At 44.7% G+C, this 19,484-nt stretch carries 21 protein-coding genes and 1 other RNA gene; 10 read left to right on the top strand and 12 right to left on the bottom strand.

The genetic code is table 11. The annotated features are described in order from the left end of the window. Nucleotides 1–113: 113 nt before the first annotated feature. The 5 genes from lepA to rpoE form a co-directional block, all read right to left on the bottom strand. Entirely contained in the window at nucleotides 114–1,907 is a 1,794-nt protein-coding gene (gene lepA, locus ACED59_RS17345) for a translation elongation factor 4 (protein ID WP_009847653.1), read from the bottom strand. Between the two features lie 137 nt (nucleotides 1,908–2,044). Continuing rightward, nucleotides 2,045–2,515, bottom strand: coding sequence for a SoxR reducing system RseC family protein (locus ACED59_RS17340; RefSeq protein WP_017097295.1), 471 nt, complete (start codon nucleotides 2,513–2,515; stop codon nucleotides 2,045–2,047). After that, nucleotides 2,512–3,474 carry a sigma-E factor regulatory protein RseB gene (gene rseB, locus ACED59_RS17335; RefSeq protein WP_009847655.1) on the bottom strand — a complete coding sequence of 321 codons (963 nt, stop codon included), beginning with the start codon at nucleotides 3,472–3,474 and terminating at the stop codon, nucleotides 2,512–2,514. The genes ACED59_RS17340 and rseB overlap by 4 nt, the downstream gene beginning before the upstream one ends. Then, entirely contained in the window at nucleotides 3,471–4,094 is a 624-nt protein-coding gene (locus ACED59_RS17330; protein WP_029223850.1) for a sigma-E factor negative regulatory protein, read from the bottom strand. Before ACED59_RS17330 ends, rseB begins: the two co-directional genes overlap by 4 nt. 26 nt (nucleotides 4,095–4,120) lie before the next feature. Further along, on the bottom strand, nucleotides 4,121–4,699 hold the full coding sequence (gene rpoE / locus ACED59_RS17325) for an RNA polymerase sigma factor RpoE (RefSeq protein ID WP_004735377.1): 579 nt from the start codon (nucleotides 4,697–4,699) through the stop codon (nucleotides 4,121–4,123). Nucleotides 4,700–5,088: 389 nt separating this feature from the next. Here rpoE and nadB point away from each other — a divergent pair, with 389 nt between their 5' ends. Beyond that, complete coding sequence (nadB, locus tag ACED59_RS17320) at nucleotides 5,089–6,705, top strand: L-aspartate oxidase (RefSeq protein ID WP_009847657.1); 1,617 nt, start codon at nucleotides 5,089–5,091, stop codon at nucleotides 6,703–6,705. A gap of 65 nt (nucleotides 6,706–6,770) precedes the next feature. Here the strand turns inward: nadB and ACED59_RS17315 are convergent, their stop codons facing one another. Beyond that, the gene (locus tag ACED59_RS17315; RefSeq protein WP_347230482.1) at nucleotides 6,771–7,211 is read right to left on the bottom strand and encodes a protein YgfX; all 441 of its coding nucleotides are present in this window, start codon (nucleotides 7,209–7,211) and stop codon (nucleotides 6,771–6,773) included. Next, a complete protein-coding gene (locus tag ACED59_RS17310) occupies nucleotides 7,159–7,419 on the bottom strand; it encodes a succinate dehydrogenase assembly factor 2 (RefSeq protein ID WP_004735374.1) in 261 nt (86 codons plus the stop codon). The genes ACED59_RS17315 and ACED59_RS17310 overlap by 53 nt, the downstream gene beginning before the upstream one ends. 167 nt (nucleotides 7,420–7,586) lie before the next feature. On the opposite strand from ACED59_RS17310, the gene ygfZ reads away from it, so the two are divergent. The 3 genes from ygfZ (at nucleotide 7,587) to ACED59_RS17295 (ending at nucleotide 9,794) form a co-directional block, all read left to right on the top strand. Further along, nucleotides 7,587–8,558 (top strand): tRNA-modifying protein YgfZ, encoded by a 972-nt coding sequence (gene ygfZ, locus ACED59_RS17305; RefSeq protein WP_017097294.1) that lies wholly within the window; start codon nucleotides 7,587–7,589, stop codon nucleotides 8,556–8,558. A gap of 4 nt (nucleotides 8,559–8,562) precedes the next feature. After that, on the top strand, nucleotides 8,563–9,024 hold the full coding sequence (locus tag ACED59_RS17300; protein WP_017097293.1) for an aminoacyl-tRNA deacylase: 462 nt from the start codon (nucleotides 8,563–8,565) through the stop codon (nucleotides 9,022–9,024). A 563-nt stretch (nucleotides 9,025–9,587) separates the two neighbouring features. After that, entirely contained in the window at nucleotides 9,588–9,794 is a 207-nt protein-coding gene (locus ACED59_RS17295; RefSeq protein WP_009847660.1) for a DUF1107 domain-containing protein, read from the top strand. 127 nt (nucleotides 9,795–9,921) lie between these two features. Here the strand turns inward: ACED59_RS17295 and ACED59_RS17290 are convergent, their stop codons facing one another. The 3 genes from ACED59_RS17290 to ACED59_RS17280 are packed head-to-tail and all read right to left on the bottom strand — an operon-like array spanning nucleotide 9,922 to nucleotide 12,935. Beyond that, the gene (locus ACED59_RS17290) at nucleotides 9,922–11,145 is read right to left on the bottom strand and encodes an FAD-dependent 2-octaprenylphenol hydroxylase (protein WP_017097292.1); all 1,224 of its coding nucleotides are present in this window, start codon (nucleotides 11,143–11,145) and stop codon (nucleotides 9,922–9,924) included. 11 nt (nucleotides 11,146–11,156) lie between these two features. Further along, complete coding sequence (gene ubiH / locus ACED59_RS17285) at nucleotides 11,157–12,335, bottom strand: 2-octaprenyl-6-methoxyphenyl hydroxylase (protein WP_017097291.1); 1,179 nt, start codon at nucleotides 12,333–12,335, stop codon at nucleotides 11,157–11,159. A 24-nt stretch (nucleotides 12,336–12,359) separates the two neighbouring features. Further along, the gene (locus ACED59_RS17280; RefSeq protein ID WP_017097290.1) at nucleotides 12,360–12,935 is read right to left on the bottom strand and encodes a YecA family protein; all 576 of its coding nucleotides are present in this window, start codon (nucleotides 12,933–12,935) and stop codon (nucleotides 12,360–12,362) included. 307 nt (nucleotides 12,936–13,242) lie between these two features. Here ACED59_RS17280 and zapA point away from each other — a divergent pair, with 307 nt between their 5' ends. From zapA to serA, 5 genes are all read left to right on the top strand, one after another. After that, nucleotides 13,243–13,551, top strand: coding sequence for a cell division protein ZapA (zapA, locus tag ACED59_RS17275; RefSeq protein WP_004735366.1), 309 nt, complete (start codon nucleotides 13,243–13,245; stop codon nucleotides 13,549–13,551). Nucleotides 13,552–13,562: 11 nt separating this feature from the next. After that, nucleotides 13,563–13,745, top strand: a non-coding RNA gene (gene ssrS, locus ACED59_RS17270) — 6S RNA. 6 nt (nucleotides 13,746–13,751) lie between these two features. Then, nucleotides 13,752–14,351: a 5-formyltetrahydrofolate cyclo-ligase gene (locus tag ACED59_RS17265; protein ID WP_017097289.1), complete on the top strand. Its 600-nt coding sequence runs from the start codon at nucleotides 13,752–13,754 to the stop codon at nucleotides 14,349–14,351. Between the two features lie 124 nt (nucleotides 14,352–14,475). Next, on the top strand, nucleotides 14,476–15,132 hold the full coding sequence (rpiA, locus tag ACED59_RS17260; protein WP_009847664.1) for a ribose-5-phosphate isomerase RpiA: 657 nt from the start codon (nucleotides 14,476–14,478) through the stop codon (nucleotides 15,130–15,132). A 261-nt stretch (nucleotides 15,133–15,393) separates the two neighbouring features. Next, the gene (gene serA / locus ACED59_RS17255; protein WP_017097288.1) at nucleotides 15,394–16,623 is read left to right on the top strand and encodes a phosphoglycerate dehydrogenase; all 1,230 of its coding nucleotides are present in this window, start codon (nucleotides 15,394–15,396) and stop codon (nucleotides 16,621–16,623) included. A 275-nt stretch (nucleotides 16,624–16,898) separates the two neighbouring features. On the opposite strand, the gene ACED59_RS17250 is transcribed toward serA, so the two are convergent. After that, nucleotides 16,899–17,612 (bottom strand): oxidative stress defense protein, encoded by a 714-nt coding sequence (locus tag ACED59_RS17250; RefSeq protein WP_017097287.1) that lies wholly within the window; start codon nucleotides 17,610–17,612, stop codon nucleotides 16,899–16,901. A 110-nt stretch (nucleotides 17,613–17,722) separates the two neighbouring features. Then, on the bottom strand, nucleotides 17,723–18,619 hold the full coding sequence (locus tag ACED59_RS17245) for a LysR family transcriptional regulator ArgP (RefSeq protein ID WP_009847668.1): 897 nt from the start codon (nucleotides 18,617–18,619) through the stop codon (nucleotides 17,723–17,725). Nucleotides 18,620–18,761: 142 nt separating this feature from the next. Here ACED59_RS17245 and ACED59_RS17240 point away from each other — a divergent pair, with 142 nt between their 5' ends. Continuing rightward, entirely contained in the window at nucleotides 18,762–19,391 is a 630-nt protein-coding gene (locus ACED59_RS17240; protein WP_009847669.1) for a LysE/ArgO family amino acid transporter, read from the top strand. The last annotated feature ends 93 nt before the right edge of the window (nucleotides 19,392–19,484 follow it).

The following is a 19,484-nucleotide window of genomic DNA, read 5'->3' as shown; positions in this document are numbered from 1 at the left end:
TTTAGTTCGAGGCGCAAAGTGCAGTGACTAGTGGGCCTAATTGCAATCTTTGCAACAAAGAAATAAACGATTTTAACCAGTAATGTTCAGCAGATAGTTAGTGCGATTGATACCTAGTCTTTGCCAACATGAAGAATTGCTAAGAATGCTTCTTGAGGCAGTTCAACGTTACCGATCTGCTTCATACGCTTCTTACCTTCTTTTTGTTTCTTAAGAAGTTTCTTCTTACGACTGATATCACCACCGTAACATTTTGCGATTACGTTCTTACGCAGTTGTTTCACTGTAGAACGAGCAATAATGTGGTTACCAATCGCGGCTTGAATCGCGATATCAAACATCTGACGAGGGATGAATTCTTTCATCTTCTCAACCAGTAGACGACCACGAGACTGGGCAATATCTTTGTGTGTAATGATCGCCAGTGCATCAACCGTTTCACCATTCAACAATACATCTACGCGTACCATGTTTGATGCTTCGTAACGTTGGAAGTTGTAATCCAATGATGCGTACCCGCGAGACGTTGACTTCAGACGGTCGAAGAAGTCTAGAACCACCTCTGCCATAGGAAGATCGTACGTCACAGCAACTTGATTACCGTGATAAACCATGTCGACTTGCACGCCACGCTTCTCAACACACAGTGTGATCACGTTGCCTAGGTAATCCGAAGGTACCAGAATATTACAGCGAGCAATCGGTTCACGAATTTCTTCTAAGTCATTAATAGCAGGCAGTTTAGCCGGGCTATCAACATAGAGAATTGTGCCATCCGTTTTTACAACTTCGTACACTACGGTTGGTGCCGTTGTGATTAGGTCTAGGTCGTATTCACGCTCTAAACGCTCTTGAATGATCTCCATGTGAAGCATTCCTAAGAAGCCACAACGGAAACCAAAGCCAAGTGCTGCTGAACTTTCTGGTTCGTAAAACAGTGATGCATCGTTCAGGCTTAGTTTGCCTAGTGCGTCACGGAAGTTTTCGTAGTCATCAGACGATACTGGGAATAGACCTGCGTATACCTGAGGCTTAACTTTTTGGAAACCAGGTAGACGTTCTGTGCTGCCGCCTTTTGCAAGCGTCAACGTATCACCAACAGGTGCGCCAAGGATGTCTTTAATACCACAAACAACCCAGCCAACTTCGCCAGTATTTAGCTCAGTTGTGTCGATTTGCTTAGGTGTGAAGATACCTAGACGGTCAACACCCCAAACTTGGTCTGTCGACATTACTTTAATCTTGTCGTTCTTCTTCAGCTTACCGTTCTTGATACGAACCAAAGAAACAACGCCTAAGTAGTTATCGAACCAAGAGTCAATGATCAGAGCTTGTAGTGGCGCTTCTGGATCACCTTCCGGTGGCGGGATAGCCGTTACGATGTTTTCAAGAACGTCATCAACACCGATACCGGTTTTTGCAGAACAACGCGTCGCTTCCATCGCATCGATACCAACGATCTCTTCGATTTCTTCAGCAACTCGTTCAGGTTCAGCAGCAGGTAAGTCAATCTTGTTCAAGATTGGCACTACTTCCAGTTCCATTTCGATCGCGGTGTAACAGTTTGCTAGAGTTTGAGCTTCAACACCTTGGCCGGCATCCACTACAAGAAGCGCGCCTTCACAAGCGGCTAGAGAGCGAGATACTTCATAAGAGAAGTCTACGTGTCCAGGGGTATCGATAAAGTTAAGTTGGTAAGTTTCACCATCTTTAGCTTTGTAATCTAAAGTCACACTCTGCGCTTTAATTGTAATACCACGCTCGCGTTCTATATCCATAGAATCGAGGACTTGAGCTGCCATCTCACGTTCACTTAACCCTCCACAAACTTGGATTAAGCGGTCAGAAAGGGTCGACTTACCGTGGTCGATGTGGGCGATAATCGAAAAATTACGAATGTGCTTCATAGGCTTGGTGTGACTAAACTCTTTGAATAGGGATAATAAGAAAGCCGCAACGCGTCCAATCTACAGTCAGCATTGGTGGCGGCATTTCAATCAAGTTGGCAGATTCTACCCAATTTAAGGGCAATAAGCATCATAAATTAGATGAGAGACTTGCCTAGGATTCTAATCAAGACAACTTCTTGCTTGGATTTGTCTTCCATGGGTTTAGCTAAGCGCTTCGCCAAACCAATACCACCAGCAGTAAACAGCGCTGCAGTTAAGATAACAATGCCCTCGCCCCCTTGGAATAAGGGTTGTAACAAGAGTTGTCCAAAACCAGCACCAACCATCAACATGAAAAGCGGGATAAGATAAACAATAGCTGCAGACTGAAGTAGGCTTTTTTCTGGAAAGCCAATTTCTACGATCTGGCCTGCTTTAACTAAGCTTTGGGTTTTAAGCTGCCAAAACAAGGATTTATTGCCAACAGCCTTGGTCACAATACCCGTTCCGCAGCTTTTTTGAGATGAGCAGCTGCTGCAACTGGTTTGTTGTTCGCAACTCAGTTGAACAAAATATTGCTTACCTTTTTGTTCGACTGAGCTAACGGTCGCCAACGCAGTCATCATTGCGCTGGTGCCGGTTTATTGAACGTGACGGATTGAGCGATACGCTTGGCCGTTGCTGGCGGAATATCACCAACCACAGAGATTTCTTTGTCGCCAATCACTAAGCTGTGCAAGGTTCTTCGCCCTTGGCGTACCAGCTGTCCTTTCAATGAATGTTCGTCTTTATCGGCGATATAAACCGAAAAGCTAAATAATCCATCACTGAAAAGCTGGCTTTCAACCATTTTTTCGGTCGCAGCCATTTGGTAACGGCTGAGTTCTTTCGACTTAAATCCTTCTGGCACCCACGAGGCCTGCCAGTCGGTCTCGCTCACCAAGCCTTCTGGCAATGACAAAACCTTCGGCAATTTAGCTTGATTCAAGCCGCCCATTGCTTCTGCAATTTTATCGTTCACGACATAAGAGATAGTGCGGTACTGCTCAAGCACTTCGCCATCACGATCCAAAAGATCGGCACGCAAAGGAAGGTTGGTTTTCTCGTCGACCCAAACCACGTAAGAGTATCGAAGACCGTCTTTCGGCACAACGCGTAATACTTGCGTGGTACTGCCCGCCTCACGAGAACGCCCAACTTTTACAAAATCGTAGTATTGGTTGAGAGAATCGATATCTCGATTAATCATCGGTATGACAGGTGCAACCATGCTGCCAGACTGAATAGTAAATGGCTCTGTACCCGGTTCGATGTAGCTAACTTCATTGCCACGTCGAATAACCTCACGAACAGGGCCGCTTAGATAAACAAGGTGTGCAAGTTGTTGGTCGTCGTTAACTGCATGACGATAAAGCAGAGGTTCAATACTGCTCTTCTTTATCAATATGTAGGAGAGTTCGTAATTTAGATGCTGACTGGCCTCGTTCATTTGATGTAACAAGGCCTTTGCAGTGGTTTCCTCTGCAAAGGCTGTTGGAGACATCAAGCTGAACAGTGTCAGTGCACTGACCAGGATTTTCTTCATTCAATATCCGATTCTAGGTGTGCATCTTCCATTGGCGATGCATCACTGTTTAATCTTAGTTGTAGCTCATAATCTTCTAACAATGCATGAACGCGTTTGCGTTGCTCTTGCATGTTAGCTTCAGATGCAGGTCTCTCAACAGAGTCACGCGTTAAGCTTACTGGTTCCGCAGAACCTGCAAATGGAATCGTCTGGAGTACAGGCAACTGCTCTGGAGCTGCGGGATCGCTGCCGCCGTATTGCTGAACACCTAATACAACTGCTAATGAAACACACGCTGCCACGGCAACTTGTCCAAACTGTTGTAACCACGCAGGAAGCTGACGCTTCGCTTGCTGAGGTTTAGGCTGCTCTTCTATCGGAGCAACAATAGGTTCAACATTCACTTGGTGCAGGTTCGACATTGAACCATGTGCAGGCTCATCATCAAGCGCTGCCGCTACACTGTTAGCAATGTTCCACTCTGGAGTTTCTGGCGCATCCCCACGCATAACATCACCAATTAAATGGTAACTCTGCCAGGTATCCATGCTTTCTTGATCAGATTCGAGATCTACTATGAGAGCTTTATCGATCGTTTCACCATCCATGAGTGCCGAAAGCTTTTCTTTATCAGCCATTATTTTCACCATAATTATTACAAGTTCTAGCGTTGTAAAAGAGGTTTAATTTTCTTTTCTACCGCTTCACGAGCTCGGAAAATACGCGAACGTACGGTTCCTACAGGGCAATCCATTACTTCTGCAATCTCTTCGTAGCTCAAACCTTCGAGCTCACGCAACGTCATTGCAGTTTTTAAGTCTTCGGGTAGCGCTTCAATCGCTCCAAAAACAACTTGTTTCAATTCGTTTGACAGCGTTAAGTTCTCAGGGTTCGATATTTCTTTTAACGCGCTGCCTGTTTCGTAATATTCTGCATCTTCTGCATCGACATCTGTTGCTGGCGGCCTGCGGCTCTGGGCAACAATATGATTTTTAGCGGTGTTCACGGCAATTCGGTACAACCATGTATAGAAAGCACTCTCACCACGAAAGTTAGGTATCGCGCGGTAAGCTTTAATAAAAGCTTCTTGTGCTACATCAGGTACATCACCGGAATTATTCACGTATCGAGAGATAAGATTACAAACTTTGTTTTGATACTTAACCACTAATAAGTTAAATGCCTGCTTATCTCCACTCTGAACTCGCTCAATCAACACTTGATCGGTTAGCTGCTCGTTCATTCGAGCGGGTACTCCTATTGTTATAACCCTTACCTTCACAGATATGGGTACTAATTATGCGAAATGTAGTATTGACACCACCGTCTACAAGAGCACTATTGTGACTAAGCCAAATACCGAAAGTTCCAACTTTCCTAAAATTATTTGCCATTATTGTTTCACAATGTGATGTAATAAAAATAGTTATCCCTATCAATTTGGGGAAACTTGAGCAAAAGCAATGGTATTGAGCAATTAAATATTTCTAGATAGCTGTCTATATATTGATTTTGTGTCGTGTTTTAGGATGACTAGGGAAAGATTATAACAGTCTTACCCAAACTCCTAAAACAAGACGAAGTCAATTGAGCATGGACAACTCGACAATAGCCCGGGATTTAATAAGTTTTATGAACGCAAACCGTGAACATCAGTGTGATGTATTAGTGGTAGGAAGTGGTGCGGCAGGCTTGTCATTAGCCTTACGCGTAGCAGAACATGCAAAAGTAATTGTATTAAGCAAAGGACCACGCAGCGAAGGATCGACGTATTACGCACAAGGTGGTATTGCGGCGGTGTTCGATGAATCGGACAGTATTGAGTCTCATGTAGAAGATACTCAAATTGCTGGGGCTGGGTTATGCGAAGAAGATACAGTTCAATTCATTGCTGAAAATGCTAAAGAGTGTGTGCAATGGCTGATTGATGGTGGTGTTCCATTTGATAAAGATGAGAACAGCACAGAAGGCCAACCAAAATATCACCTCACTCGTGAGGGCGGCCACAGTCACCGCAGAATTCTGCACGCTGCCGATGCAACTGGCATGGCGATGCAAACCTCACTGCAAGATAACGTCAAGAATCACCCAAATATCGAGATCTTCGAGCGTCACAATGCGCTGGATTTAATCACTGAAGATAAGATAGGTGGTTCGAAAGACAAGGTTATCGGTGCCTATATTTGGAACCGTAACCAAGAACACGTTGAAACCGTGCGCGCTAAATTTGTTGTATTAGCAACAGGCGGCGCTTCAAAAGTTTACCAATACACCTCTAACCCAGATGTCTCTTCAGGTGATGGTATTGCTATCGCTTGGCGTGCGGGTTGTCGTGTGGCAAACCTTGAGTTCAACCAGTTCCACCCGACTTGCTTATTCCACCCAGAAGCGCGTAACTTCCTACTAACGGAAGCATTGCGTGGTGAAGGTGCCTATTTGCGTCGCCCAGATGGCTCTCGCTTTATGAAGGACTTCGATGAGCGCGGTGAATTGGCTCCACGTGATGTGGTTGCTCGTGCGATTGACTTTGAAATGAAGCGCTTAGGTGCTGACTGCATGTATGTTGATATCAGCCACAAACCTGAAGAATTCATCACGACGCATTTCCCAATGATCCATACTCGCTTGATGGATTTGGGGATTGATATGACCAAAGAACCGATTCCAATCGTACCGGCAGCTCACTACACTTGTGGTGGTGTCATGGTCAATAAGCAAGGTCAAACTGACCTCACTAACCTATATGCGATTGGCGAAGTGAGTTATACCGGCTTGCACGGTGCAAACCGTATGGCTTCAAATTCACTGCTTGAGTGTGTGGTATACGCGTGGGCAGCCGCAAAAGATATCGTTGAAAACATCGACCAATCTCAACTGTGCGCTGAACTTCCGGCATGGGATGAAAGCCAAGTCACCAACAGTGATGAAGAAGTGATCATTCAACACAACTGGCACGAGCTAAGACTGTTCATGTGGGATTACATGGGTATTGTTCGAACGGACAAACGCCTTGAACGTGCAATGCGCCGCATTCAGATGTTGCAGCAGGAAACTCATGAGTACTACAGCTACTTTAAGGTTTCAAATAACCTATTAGAACTGCGTAACTTACTACAAGTGGCTGAGTTGATGGTTCGCTGTGCAATGCAACGTAAAGAGAGCCGCGGCCTACACTACACGCTGGATTACCCAGAACTTGCAGAAGACAGCGGCCCAACCATTCTGACACCAGAGAAAAGCCAGTCTTGATTTTTGGTCATGGAAAAAGACGACAGGGAGCCTAGAGCTCCCTTTCTTTTATCTTTGGTTCTTGTTTATCCAATGCTTTCGTTTATCAAACGGACTCGTTGTAAATGCGCCAAGAAGTGTCGATATTCACGTTCATTGCAACTATCTCGCCACAACAAGACTGAATATCCGCACTCAAACTGCAATTTAACGAAGAACTGCGCCCAGATCTTATCAACGGATTTAAGTGTGTAGGCTTGCTCATTGAGTCGGATCTCGCCATCTTCTTTATAGTCAAAGCACCCATGTGCTGTATTAAAAATTACATGATTGGCTTTAAACAAACTGAACACTAAAGCTAAACAATAGAGGGCAACAGCGAGTGGAATAGAAGAGAAAACGATGAAAAACAAAAGGCACCCAAAAACAGTGCCTTTTGCAAATAATGCGAAATACGAAGGGTTAAGCTGAAGCTTAACGAACCTTGCTGAGGTTATGCGCGACAATTTTATCAACCATTGAAGCATGGCCTAGGTTTTCACTGCGTCCGTGTCCCATTACCCAAGTAAACAGGTCTGGGTCATCACACTCTAATAGAGAAACAAACTCACGCTGCTCCTGCTCTTGCAATGAATCAAAACACTCTTCAAAAAATGGCATGATAACTACGTCAAGTTCCAACATGCCACGACGGCAACCCCATTTAATTCGTGCTTTCTGCTCTGCAGTGTACATTGGCTATCCTCACCTATAATTTTTCTTTCTCGGAGTGTAACAAGTCATACGCTCTGCAACTACTATGTGAGTCACAGTCCCTATCTAAGCTCACAAAAAAACCTAAGCTGACAAAGAAACAGAACCGGATTAACATAGAGCCAAATAAAATTCTTAGGAAAGGTAAAATGGATTGGAAAAACACATTTCAGCCGCTCGCTCATACGCAAAAAGAATCGCTTCCAGATCTGATGATGACACACGTGTCAGACTGGAGCGCAATTACCATGATAGGCGATGACAAAAAGTCGTACCTACAAGGTCAAGTTACGTGCGATGTCGTCACTCTTCCTAATGATGAATCCACGTTAGGCGCGCATTGTGATGCGAAAGGAAAGGTTTGGAGTATCTTTCGTTTGTTCCACCACAATGGTGGCTACGCTCTTATGCAGCCTAAGTCTGCGATTGAAATCGAATTAGTTGAAATCAAGAAATACGCCGTATTCTCTAAGGTTGATATCGAGCAAACGTCTGACGTTGTTATCGGTGTGATGGGCGCGTCAGCTGATCAATACATTGACTCAATTTCAGAAAGCCAAGGTAAAGTGCGTGTAATCTCTGGTGGCACCGCTGTTCAAGTCTCTGACAACCGTTGGGCTCTACTTGTTACGCAAGAAGCAGCAGAAGCCTTGGTATCAAGCAGCACTGCAGAAAAAGTATCAGAAGCGCTTTGGCAGTATCATGAAATTCTTGATGCTCAGCCGAACCTATCGAAAGCAGAGCAAAACGAACACATCCCTCAAGCACTCAACCTGCAAGCGATTGGCGGTATCAGCTTTTCAAAAGGCTGTTACACAGGTCAAGAAACAGTTGCTCGTGCTAAATACCGTGGCATGAACAAGCGTGAAATGCGCATTGTTTCAGGAACGAGTTCAGATGTATTGTCTCTAGAGAATACGATTGATCTAGAGCGCAGCGTAGGTGAGAACTGGCGCGGTGCAGGCCGACTATTAAACGTCTATCAATTTGCTGATAATCAGGCGATTGGTTTGATGGTGTTGCCAAACAACCTTGATGACGATGTTCAGCTTCGATTGACTGCACAACCTGAGAAAATATGGAACATTCTGCCACTGCCTTACAGCCTTGACGAAGAGTAGCCACGTGGAAACACTGATTACACAATGGTTGGATCAACAGCAGGTGGACTATCGCCTGCTGGTGCAAAGCAAGCCAACCACCAGCATCGAAGAGACAGCGCAAGAACGAGGTATTAATGCCTCTCAAATGGTCAAGTGCATCCTGCTTAAGGATATGGGAAACCAGTATGCGTTGGCCTGTACTCTTGGCGATCGCTCTATCGATCCAAAGAAAGTACGCTCGGTACTGAATTGCCGTCGAATGACCTGCGTATCACTCGCTGATGTTGAAGCCATCACCGGCTTTAAAGCTGGATGTGTTGGGCCTATTGCTCTAAAGAGATACATGCCGATCATTTTTGATCCTTCCATTCAGAGCAACTCGACCGTTACCATTAGCTCGGGAGATCGAATGGCTGGCGTTGCGTTGGATCCCAATGATCTCATAGCACTATGTGCACCGATCGTCGCTGACATCAGTCGATGAACGTTTCGAACAGATCATGCTTCGCAAACTTCATTTCAATATTTCATTGAGTACATTTTTAGTGTGAACTTCGTCATAAGAAAAACACACCCACCCTAAATAGTTACTCAAAATAAAAGCATAAGTAGTCACAAGGTTGAATTTGCGTTATTGTAATTTTACTGACTAGCCTTTAAGCAAATCAGTACAAGTGAATCCACTGAGTAACATCAGTATCCACTTTTGTGTAATGCATCTGTGACTATTCGCCCGTTTTAGACGGGCTTTTTTTTTGTTCAAAATTTACAATTTGATTACACAAACAAAAAAATCCCGCCTATTCTTATACTTGTAACATTAGCACTGCTTAATACCGGACAGGAAAGTTCGTAGCAGTTCACTACTCAGTACTATTTTGGGGAGGAGCTCACGTAAAAATAGATATTTACTGAAGAAAGTGCTTAGAACAGCACAAATATCTAATTAACGTCAACTCTACTGCATATTACTCCATGCTTATCACAATAATTATCTCGGAGTTTTTCTATAATATGCAGGCTAGGTAAATATAAGGATAATTAAAAATGAGACTGTTTAAGCGCTATACACCGAGTATGATTGCTAAACATGTAAGTCGACTTTTCAAAGGACGAATCTACATTTACGGCGTAGGTAAATTTGAGTTTGATAACGGTAAACTCGTACTACCAGACCGAGCAGAGAAGCGTCACTTCCAAACAGTGAAAGAAATAAATAGTGAAATCATGAAACTGCGCTGCGCGTACGCATGATCTGATAGTCTAAAGAATTAAAAACAAAAAGGGTTGGCATAATGCCAACCCTTTTTTCGTGTTCTTGATGTCGTCAATTGCTATCAACTTTAGCTACTGACCATCAACAGCAATCCATCTCACGCGACTATCGGTGTGCTACGGGGCGCTTAGCTAAATCCGGAAGATTGCCCGACAACCCCAGCGCTCGCTTCATTATCTCATCTTTCGCACCCGGTAATTGACCAGCAAGCTTCATACCGATACCACGAATCAGCTTCTTAGCCGGATTATCGCCTTCAAACAGATCTTTAAAGCCCTGCATTGAAGCAATCATTTTCGCCGCCTCAGCTTTTCTCCAGCGCTCATAGCCACGAAGGTTGCGCTTGGTGCCAATATCCTCACCAGAAGCCCATAGCGTTAACAGCTCTTGCGCTAAGCTTGCTGCGTCTAATAGACCAAGATTCACGCCTTGCCCTGCTAATGGGTGAATAGTATGAGCAGCATCACCCACCAAAGCGACACGCTCTACAACAAAGTCACGAGCATAACGCATGCGCAGTGGGAAGGCAAAACGGTCACCAACCACTTCGCATAAACCAAGTTTTGAGTCGAACTCTGCCGTTAGCTGCTTATTAAAATCAGCATCCGACATTGATACAAGCTTCTCGGCACGATTAGGCTCCGTAGACCAAACTATCGAGCTCATATTCGTTGGTTGCATTGGCAGGAACGCCAACGGCCCTTGCGGTGTAAATATTTGACGAGCAACGCTATGGTGCTGCTCTGAGGTTTTGATGTTCGCGACAATCGCACTGTGGCCGTAATCCCAATGAGTTAATGGGATATCTTGTTGCTTGCGAACCCAAGAGTTTGCACCGTCAGCTCCAACAACTAACTTTGCTGTCAGCGCTTGGCCGTTGTCTAACGTTAGCCATGCTTCGCTCTCACCAATCGCCATCGTTTTACACGTTGCAGGCATGTATAGGCTGACGTTATCTTGCTTCTTAACCTGATCAAGCAGCGCTAATTGGATTACGCGGTTTTCTACAATATGGCCTAGGTTAGGCTGTGCTAAGCGTGTTGAGTCAAACTCAATGCGAGCAAAGCTGTCTTGTTCCCACACTTCCATCGCTTGGTAGGGCGCAGCACGTCTTTGTTCGATACCTTGCCATGCGCCTAGATTGCGAAGAATCACTTCACTCGAGCGGCTCAATGCCGACACACGCACATCAGGCAATTCGCTAAGCCCTTCGTTAGGCGCTCTGCCTTCAATGACCGCAATTCTTAGATCGCTGTCTTTCAGTGCAGCCGCAAGCGCTAGGCCAACCATGCCACCGCCAACAATCGCGATATCAACACTTTGCATCATTATTTATTACCTTATCTTTCTACTAGGCCAAGCGTATGACGCAAAAGTGGACCTTTAAGTGGTGGGAGGTTATCAATTACGGCTAACCCAAGATTTCGCCCAATACGAGCGGTCAAAAAATCGTTTGAGAACAGATGAACTAGGCTTGAAGTCAACGTAATCGTCGTGTCTCTGTCTTGTTCTCTGCGCTTTCTAAAGTTAACAAGACCTGTGTAACGACCTACATCATCCAATTGAGTACATAATTCTTCCGCCAAGGAAGCCACATCACGAATGCCAAGATTAAAACCTTGCCCCGCAATAGGGTGAAGTGTTTGAGCAGCATTGCCAACAATGGCAAATCGATGAGAGATATTTTGCTGTCGGTGGCGAAGAATCAGTGGGTAGCTCGCACGCTTACCGACTTTCTCTAGTCGGCCAAGTCGCCAACCGAAGTCATTCTGTAACTGCTCAAGAAATTCGTTGTCGTTTAAGGCCACCACTTTTTGTGCTTGTTCCGGTGACAAACACCAAACTAGCGATAAACGGTTGTCGCTCATCGGTAACAGAGCAACAGGCCCATGATGAGTAAAACGCTCAAAGGCTCGACCTTGATGGGGCTCACTAGCAACGATATTGGCAATCACAGCGACTTGTTCAAAGTCATGCTCACTCAATGAGATATTGAGTTGCTGACAACAGGTTGAGATTGCACCGTCAGCAGCAACCAATAACTTAGTCGTGACGGTTTGCCCACTTGTCAGCTCAATCGTCGTTAACGATTCATCACGTTCAACGGTTCTAACAGACTCAGGGCAAAGCATCGTAATTGCAGCTTCTGATTCTAATTTCTGCTGATAGATCCGCCCAACATCCGCTAACTCCACCACGTAGCCGAGCGCATCAACAGCAAGATCTTCACTGTAGATGTCTGTCATCCCAGCATGACCTCTATCTGATACATGGATATCTTTAATTGGGGTCGCTACCGGAGCGATAGATTGCCAAAGGCGCAAAGAATCGAGGATCTGCACCGTGCCATAAGACAGAGCGATCGAACGAGAATCAAAGCCTGGGTGAGCTTGATGATCAACCTGATAAGGCTCTACTACCGCAATCGATAGAGAACCTTGACTGAGGTGATTCAGAGCAAGGGCTAAGGTCGCCCCCGCCATTGCGCCACCAGCAATTACAACATCATACTGAGCCATTATAACCTCAAACCGACAAGCGGATTAATGAATGGTTGGAGCCGCATCTTCAGATGGGCGAGCACCGAATTCAGCATGAATCATTAGTGCACACGCTTTTACGTGTTCAATAACGTGCTCTAGAAGCTGCGCTTGCTCTTCCATATCATCGTCTTCGTCAATGTCTAGCTTTGCCATCTCTTCAAGATCAGCTAATGCTTCTTTGGTACCGTCAGACGCTTTATTCAATTGAGCGCCAACCAAGCCTAAACCAGAAATAAAGTGGTTGATCCAATCTGACACACCATCAGCCAAATCAAACAAGCTTGCGCTTGCGTCTTCATCAGGCAGCAACATAGACAGTTCCATGCCTGAACCTGTGATTTCGCTGGTCGTCACCTTTAATGTCGCTTCCGCTAACGTTAATGCGCGATCTGGCCACCCCATGCCTTCATTGGTGTAATCAAAGATAAGTGGTTGCCAGCTTTTATCTGCTAGGTTTAAGCCTCCGCTCAACATACCCGTTAATAAACCATGCATCTCAGCAGGGTTTACGGCTAGGCTTGCCGATTGAAGTTCAGTCGCAACCGTTAGGTAGTCAGGTAAAGTAGTTTCGCTCATCAGATAGCTCGCTCAGTTATTCTTTATATCGATAGTATAATCGTACCACTTCACCCCAATTCTGGTAAGCGTCGATCCTGAGCAATTGAAGGATGACTGACTACCAATTGTTCAATTTGCTGAATTACTGTGTGCTCAAGCTCTCATTTACAAACAGTCACTCTGAAAAGCTTGAATCTTAATAGCGGTTTACCTATAGTTTCTCCCTCAGAGGAGATTGCTTCCTCATCGGTACTTGCACTTTTTCTTTCTCAAAAAATGATAAAGAGCAACAGCCTTAAATAGTGCGTTAAAGAGTTCATCCATCATGAGTAATCAAGCGGTAGACGTTGAAATATTAGGAAAACTGACTCGAGTGAATTGTCCCCCAGGGCAAGAAGAGTCATTGATTGCAGCGGCGGCCGATCTTGATAATCGATTGAAAGAGATGGCTGAACGTACTAAGGTAACCAATGAAGTGAAGCTGCTAACGATCGCAGCTCTGAACATTTGCTATGAATTACAAACCAAGAAGTTTGAAGCAAATGATGAACAAAACGCACTGACCGAGCGAATGGAACAGCTCACGACATCACTTTCAGATGTCCTCAGTAAAGTTAAGCACGGACAGCAATAGCGTACACAAAATTTACCCTGGAGTGTTTGTCAGAGGATTCACGTCCCCGAGCCGATAAGCAATCCCTAAGGGTTAGTACTTGAGTGCTATTGAGCATGCTCGGTCCGCCGAGAAGCCTACGGTAATCATTGCTGATCCGCCTTGAACTCGCTGGTTCAAGGGCCATCTATTCTCAACGGCACTTTGGGGTATCCCTTCATATGAAAACGCTCACACGCAGCGAATTTCGCAAACAGATCCGTATCAAACGCAATGCCTTATCTGGCAATCAACAAACTCAATCCGGTATAGACTTAGTTAAGCAATGTGCTCAGCTTGATGAAATTCAGTCAGCTCAACATATCGCCCTCTATATTTCCATTGATGGCGAACTCGATACCCAGCCGTTAATTGAATGGTTATGGGCGCAGGGTAAGCAAACTTATTTACCAGTATTGCACCCCTTCTCTGCCGGACACCTGCTGTTTCTGCACTACTCGCCAAGCACACCGACGGTTTTGAATAAGTACGGAATCGTTGAACCTCAGCTCAATCAATCGCTCGTCAAACCATGCCAACAACTCGATCTTATTCTCACACCGTTAGTGGGCTTTGACTCTCAGGGGCATCGCTTAGGCATGGGCGGTGGATATTACGATCGCACTTTGGCTCGATGGTTCGAGACGGGCAATGGCGCAACACCTATTGGCCTTGCTCACGATTGCCAACATGTCGATCGCTTACCAATTGAAGGTTGGGACATTCCGCTACCTAAAATCGTGACTCCGAGTAAAACTTGGCAATGGGAAAACAACCATTAAAGCGCTATAATCGCGCCGCAAACGTTAACCTCGATATCCAAACGTTACCCCAATATCTAAACGTTAACTTCATCATTACGCAAACGATTAATTCAAAGCGCAAGACCTTATTCAGGAGAATGGCATGACTCAAGATGAAATGAAAAAAGCAGCGGGCTGGGCAGCACTTCAATATGTTGAAGAAGGCAGCATTGTAGGTGTAGGTACTGGCTCAACAGTAAATCACTTCATCGACGCACTTGGCACAATGAAAGACAAAATCAAGGGTGCGGTTTCAAGCTCTGTAGCCTCTACTGAAAAACTAGAAGCGCTAGAAATCAAAGTATTCGAATGCAACGACGTATTCAAGCTAGACATCTATGTTGATGGCGCTGACGAGATTAACGGTTCTCGCGATATGATCAAAGGCGGCGGCGCTGCTTTGACTCGTGAAAAAATCGTAGCAGCTATCTCTGATAAGTTTATTTGTATCGTTGATGGTACCAAAGCAGTTGATGTGTTGGGTAAATTCCCACTGCCTGTTGAAGTTATCCCAATGGCACGCTCATACGTTGCTCGTGAATTAGTAAAACTTGGTGGTGACCCAGTTTACCGCGAAGGCTGCACAACCGATAACGGCAACGTGATCCTAGATGTGTACGGCATGGCGATCGAAAACCCAAAACAGCTAGAAGATATCATCAATGGTATCGCTGGTGTGGTAACGGTTGGTCTGTTCGCTCACCGTGGTGCTGATGTAGTTATCACTGGCACGCCTGAAGGTGCAAAAATCGAAGAATAAATAATAGAAGATTGAGTTTTTCTGTTACTTCATTACAGACGGTGCCCTAGGGCGCCGTTTTTTTTGCTTTATTGCTGTAAAATTATGTCTTATTCCGTAATTTTCTTACCCAAAACATTTTTTTTTTGTTACTTTATTGTTCAGAAGACGCACAGGGAAAACGTTTGTCTCCTAACAAAGTGGTGAATTTGTTCCCCTTTCAGCCATTTTGTAGCACGTGCGCCGCATTTGCCCAACCTTTCCATTTTAAGGACGAGAACAATGGCCAAAGTTTCACTGGAAAAAGAAAAAATAAAAATTCTACTTCTAGAAGGTCTTCACCCTTCTTCTGTAGAAGTACTGCAAGCCGCTGGTTACACAAACATTGAGTACCACAAAGGCTCACTACCTGAAGATGAACTTCTTGAAGCAGTTAAAGATGCTCACTTCATTGGTATCCGTTCTCGCACCAACATATCCCAAGAAGTTATTGATGCGGCTGAAAAGCTGGTTGCAGTCGGTTGTTTCTGTATTGGTACCAACCAAGTCAACCTTCAAGCAGCAGCAAAGCGCGGTATCCCTGTTTTCAATGCACCGTTCTCAAACACTCGAAGTGTTGCTGAACTCGTTCTAGGTCAGGTTCTATTACTGCTTCGCGGTATTCCAGAGAAGAATGCTCTTGCTCACCGTGGTATCTGGAAAAAGAGTGCAGACAACTCTTACGAAGCTCGTGGTAAGCGTTTAGGTATTATTGGCTACGGTCACATCGGTACTCAGCTGGGTATTATTGCTGAAAACCTTGGTATGCGTGTTTACTTTTACGATATCGAAAACAAGCTGTCTCTAGGTAATGCCACTCAAGTTCATACTATGACCGAGTTGCTGAATAAGTGTGACGTGATCTCTTTACACGTACCTGAAACCAATGAAACTAAAGACATGATGGGTAAAGAAGAGTTCGAGCGCATGAAGCCTGGCTCTATCTTTATCAATGCAGCTCGTGGCACGGTAGTTGACATCCCTGCTCTGTGTGGCGCTCTGGATTCTGGTCACCTGTCTGGTGCGGCTATTGATGTTTTCCCAACAGAACCAAAAACCAATGCAGACCCGTTTGAGTCTCCATTAATGCAGTTCGATAACGTGATTCTAACGCCTCACGTGGGTGGTTCAACTCAAGAAGCACAAGAGAACATCGGCGTAGAAGTTGCTGGTAAACTAGCGAAATACTCTGATAACGGCTCTACGCTATCAAGTGTTAACTTCCCAGAGGTATCACTGCCATTGCATACAGGTACTTCTCGTTTGCTACACATCCATGAGAACCGCCCAGGTATCCTAACTCAGATCAACACCATCTTCGCAGAAGAAGGGATCAACATCGCGGGTCAGTACCTACAGACTGCAGCAGATATGGGTTATGTTGTTATCGATGTAGAAGCCGATCGCTCTGAAGAAGCACTGCTTAAACTGAAAGAGATCGAAGGCACAATCCGTGCTCGTCTTCTTCACTAATCATCGCACTCAAAATGCATAAAAAAGGCTCTCATCATGAGAGCCTTTCTAGTATTTGGCCTATCGTAGGTAATTATACCAATCACAGTAAGTAAGTGTTCAAAAATAGCGTAGGAAAAAGGCTTGAGAACAAGGCGGCATTTTTCGATAAGTAGTTATTCTACAATAAAAAATTCCAACGCAGTTATTGAGCATTTTAACAAGCTAGGGAGAACAGTTATTTACTACGATTGGTATTAGATCATCATGATCCAAAACCTTCTATAAAGCTGCTGTTACTCTTCGATCTGATAGATCACATTGACACGATCACGAATGGTGATCGTTGAGTCTTCATAAGAGTTCGATTCTGTTCTTGCATCCATCGCCATTGAACGCATTAGCACAGGCTGAGAAGATTGTGCGTTGTAATCAACACGCCAAACATCACCGAGCTCACGCTCAAAACCACTCGCTAATGATTTAGCTTTTGATGTCGCATCTTTGATCGCTTCTAAGCGTGCTTGCTCTTGATACTTGGCTTGGTCACGAACTTGCAGTTGGATATTATCGATCTGGTTAATACCCTCTCCTATTGCAATATCCATGTACTCATTGAGATTAGCGAGTTCATTCACTTGAACGCTCACATTACGTGAAGCGCGGTAGCCAACCAATTCTGGTTTGCCATCTTTTGGATAATGGTACTGAGGAGATAGGTACAGATTAGAGCTGTGTACGCTCGCCTCATCTACGCCGGCTTGGTGCAGCTTATTTAGAAAGCCCGTTACCACTTTATCAACAGTACTTTTAGCCTGTTCAGCCGTCATCGTTGACTCTACCACTCTCACTGAGAATGTCGCCATATCTGGTGTCGCGATGACTTCACCATAACCTGTTGTTGAAATATGCGGAAAGGATGGAGAGTCAGCCAGTGATGGAAAGCTCACAGCACTCAACGCAGCAGTAAGAGTAAGAGACGTTGCTAACATCTTTGGTACAAACTTCATTAGGTAGACCTATGCTAAACAAATGTCCTTCCATCATAGAGTAATTTATCGTTTAGCCAATCCTGATTGTGCACATCTAACAGAACTTTGACGCTGAAAAAACCAACAACTTACTGAGGTAAATGATTGTGAGCAAAACTTAATATCGCCTGGGATACCTCTTTTAGCACCCCACTCTCAAGCTGCCAATGGTGCCAATAGATGCGATAAGACAGCAGAAAGCCAGGGGTAATATCAATCAGAGCACCAGACTCTAGTTCCTCGATAATCTGCAATCGAGGAATCAAGCAATAGGCAACACCCGATAGTGCCAAGCGCACAAATGCTTCTGAACTGCCGACCGTATGATTGATCACACTGTCTCTCGGTACGTTAAAATGGTCATGCAGAAACTTCTTATGCAGATCATCGTATTGATCATAAGAAACCGCAGGCGCTTTGCTTAATGTGGCGTAGTTTACGCCCTCTGAAAAGTAACGCTGATGAAAATCAGGACTCGCCACACACACATAGTCCATACGACCGAGGTAGTCAGCACTGCATCCAGGAATCGCTTGGGGCTCTAAACTGATCGCACCGGCAACCTCACCGCTTTTTATTTTTTCAATGGTTCTAGACTCACCATGAATCGCGAGGTTCAACTCGACTTGACGAGACTTCATCACATCCGACAGTGCAGGTAACAACCATGTCGCCAAACTATCAGCGTTGGTGGCTATGGATATAGATAGTGGTTGAGTACCCTCTTCATTCATTAACTCCGGCACAAGCTCGTGCTCTAACAAGCGAACACGACGATACAAACCCAACAGCTTTTTTCCTGCTGGTGTAGGCCTTGGTGGGTTTTCTCTCACAAGCGCTGGCTGGGCTAACCACTTTTCTAGCTGTTTGATACGTTGGGACACCGCTGATTGGGAGATGTATAACTGCTCAGCGGCCCTCTCAAAGCTACGTTGTTTCACAACGGCATCCAGTGCTTCAATCCATTTATAATCCAATCCACGCATCAATTTGCTTCCTTTTTAAGCTAACCCAATACCACATTAGCAACTCTAATAATGGATTAAAATCATTAATTATACTTATTTAAAGGGTCGGAGTATCTTCGCCACATAGCACGTAAATATCGTTAATTAAGTGGAGGTTAAAATGAGTTTTTGGGTTTTATTACAAGGTTTTGGTCTAGGGGCAAGTATGATAATCCCGATAGGCGCACAAAATGCGTACGTCCTAAATCAAGGCATAAAACGCAATCATCATTTAACGACTGCAACGATTTGTAGCCTGCTCGATACCCTGTTTATCTCATTGGGTATTTTTGGTGGCGGAGCAATTCTGTCTCAAAATGAATTGCTGCTTACCTCTGTGACATTGGGCGGTATCGCTTTTCTAACGGTATATGGTTTGCTATCACTGCGCAGTGCATTCAAAACGCGCACCAGTGATGAATCAAAAAGTGAGGTATTGGCTCGTGGCAAGCGCACCGTTATTTTGGGTGCATTAGCTGTAACAGTATTAAACCCACACCTCTATTTGGATACCGTGGTGATTCTAGGATCCATTGGCGGGCAGTTTGAAGGCAACGACAGAATTGCGTTTGCGATGGGGACTATCTTAGCTTCATTCGTGTGGTTTTATTCCTTATCATTAGGCGCAGCAAAGCTAGGTCCAACGCTATCGAAACCTAAAGTTAAGAAAGGCATCGATATCGCAGTAGCAACCATGATGTTCGCTATTGCACTTGTGCTCGCCAATGGACTCATTGAGCAATACGGGTAAACCTATTCTTCTTTAGTCATCAAACAAACTTTACTCATTGTCTCGTCCTAAAATACGTTGACAGTTTTTCTACTAAGCCAACAGCGTCAGCTG

The organism is Vibrio sp. FF266 (assembly GCF_041439695.1).
Lineage (GTDB): Bacteria > Pseudomonadota > Gammaproteobacteria > Enterobacterales > Vibrionaceae > Vibrio > Vibrio tasmaniensis_A.
Note: the sequence above shows the minus strand (reverse complement) of the source record. Positions and strands in the feature narration are given on the sequence as shown.

What these genes read in the sequence shown, in the direction of transcription:
- lepA (WP_009847653.1), bottom strand. Translation starts at nt 1,907, where the DNA reads ATGAAGCACATTCGTAATTTTTCGATTATCGCCCACATCGACCACGGT.
- ACED59_RS17340 (WP_017097295.1), bottom strand. Translation starts at nt 2,515, where the DNA reads ATGATGACTGCGTTGGCGACCGTTAGCTCAGTCGAACAAAAAGGTAAG.
- rseB (WP_009847655.1), bottom strand. Translation starts at nt 3,474, where the DNA reads ATGAAGAAAATCCTGGTCAGTGCACTGACACTGTTCAGCTTGATGTCT.
- ACED59_RS17330 (WP_029223850.1), bottom strand. Translation starts at nt 4,094, where the DNA reads ATGGCTGATAAAGAAAAGCTTTCGGCACTCATGGATGGTGAAACGATC.
- rpoE (WP_004735377.1), bottom strand. Translation starts at nt 4,699, where the DNA reads ATGAACGAGCAGCTAACCGATCAAGTGTTGATTGAGCGAGTTCAGAGT.
- nadB (WP_009847657.1), top strand. Translation starts at nt 5,089, where the DNA reads ATGAACGCAAACCGTGAACATCAGTGTGATGTATTAGTGGTAGGAAGT.
- ACED59_RS17315 (WP_347230482.1), bottom strand. Translation starts at nt 7,211, where the DNA reads ATGCTTCAATGGTTGATAAAATTGTCGCGCATAACCTCAGCAAGGTTC.
- ACED59_RS17310 (WP_004735374.1), bottom strand. Translation starts at nt 7,419, where the DNA reads ATGTACACTGCAGAGCAGAAAGCACGAATTAAATGGGGTTGCCGTCGT.
- ygfZ (WP_017097294.1), top strand. Translation starts at nt 7,587, where the DNA reads ATGGATTGGAAAAACACATTTCAGCCGCTCGCTCATACGCAAAAAGAA.
- ACED59_RS17295 (WP_009847660.1), top strand. Translation starts at nt 9,588, where the DNA reads ATGAGACTGTTTAAGCGCTATACACCGAGTATGATTGCTAAACATGTA.
- ACED59_RS17290 (WP_017097292.1), bottom strand. Translation starts at nt 11,145, where the DNA reads ATGATGCAAAGTGTTGATATCGCGATTGTTGGCGGTGGCATGGTTGGC.
- ubiH (WP_017097291.1), bottom strand. Translation starts at nt 12,335, where the DNA reads ATGGCTCAGTATGATGTTGTAATTGCTGGTGGCGCAATGGCGGGGGCG.
- ACED59_RS17280 (WP_017097290.1), bottom strand. Translation starts at nt 12,935, where the DNA reads ATGAGCGAAACTACTTTACCTGACTACCTAACGGTTGCGACTGAACTT.
- zapA (WP_004735366.1), top strand. Translation starts at nt 13,243, where the DNA reads ATGAGTAATCAAGCGGTAGACGTTGAAATATTAGGAAAACTGACTCGA.
- ACED59_RS17265 (WP_017097289.1), top strand. Translation starts at nt 13,752, where the DNA reads ATGAAAACGCTCACACGCAGCGAATTTCGCAAACAGATCCGTATCAAA.
- rpiA (WP_009847664.1), top strand. Translation starts at nt 14,476, where the DNA reads ATGACTCAAGATGAAATGAAAAAAGCAGCGGGCTGGGCAGCACTTCAA.
- serA (WP_017097288.1), top strand. Translation starts at nt 15,394, where the DNA reads ATGGCCAAAGTTTCACTGGAAAAAGAAAAAATAAAAATTCTACTTCTA.
- ACED59_RS17250 (WP_017097287.1), bottom strand. Translation starts at nt 17,612, where the DNA reads ATGAAGTTTGTACCAAAGATGTTAGCAACGTCTCTTACTCTTACTGCT.
- ACED59_RS17245 (WP_009847668.1), bottom strand. Translation starts at nt 18,619, where the DNA reads ATGCGTGGATTGGATTATAAATGGATTGAAGCACTGGATGCCGTTGTG.
- ACED59_RS17240 (WP_009847669.1), top strand. Translation starts at nt 18,762, where the DNA reads ATGAGTTTTTGGGTTTTATTACAAGGTTTTGGTCTAGGGGCAAGTATG.